This is a genomic window from Bradyrhizobium sp. Arg816, from assembly GCF_029989365.1.
Lineage (GTDB): Bacteria > Pseudomonadota > Alphaproteobacteria > Rhizobiales > Xanthobacteraceae > Bradyrhizobium.
Map to the genome: position 1 here is coordinate 1 of NZ_JAPRAQ010000099.1, position 584 is coordinate 584.

Genomic DNA, 584 nt, shown 5'->3' on the forward strand with positions numbered 1-584 from the left:
GTCTCGTTCAACAACTCGTCGCGCAGTCGTCCATTGAAGCTTTCCACGAAGGCATTCTGCTGCGGCTTGCCCGGCGCGATGTAGTGCCACTCGATCCGGGTGAGCTGCGACCAACGCAGGATGGCCATGCTGGTGAGCTCGGTCCCGTTGTCGCTGACGATCATCGTTGGGCGGCCTCGTCGGGCGATCGCGGCATCGAGCTCACGACCCACCCGGATCCCCGACAACGACGTGTCGGCCACCAATGCGATGCATTCCCGGGTGAAGTCATCAACGACAGCCAGGATACGGAAGCGTCGGCTGTCGGTCAGCGTGTCGCTGACGAAATCCAGTGACCAGCGCTGGTTCGGTCCCTGCGGCAACTCCATCGGAACCCGTGTTCCGAGAGCTCTTTTGCGTCCACCTCGCCGGCGAACCTGCAGCCGCTCCTCGGCATACAGCCGCCTCAGCTTCTTGTGGTTGATAAGCACGCCTTCACTGCGGATCATGAGAAGCAGACGGCGATAGCCAAAGCGCCGGCGCACCGACGCCAACTCGCGCAGCCGGACGCGAATGGTCGCGTCGTCAGGCCGAAGGCTGAGATA

The 584-nt window shown here is 62.8% G+C and carries 1 protein-coding gene; it reads right to left on the reverse strand.

Annotated elements, in window-relative coordinates; all coding sequences use genetic code 11:
• On the reverse strand, positions 1-584 hold a 584-nt coding region (locus OWC48_RS45990), incomplete at both ends, for an IS3 family transposase (RefSeq protein WP_282525927.1).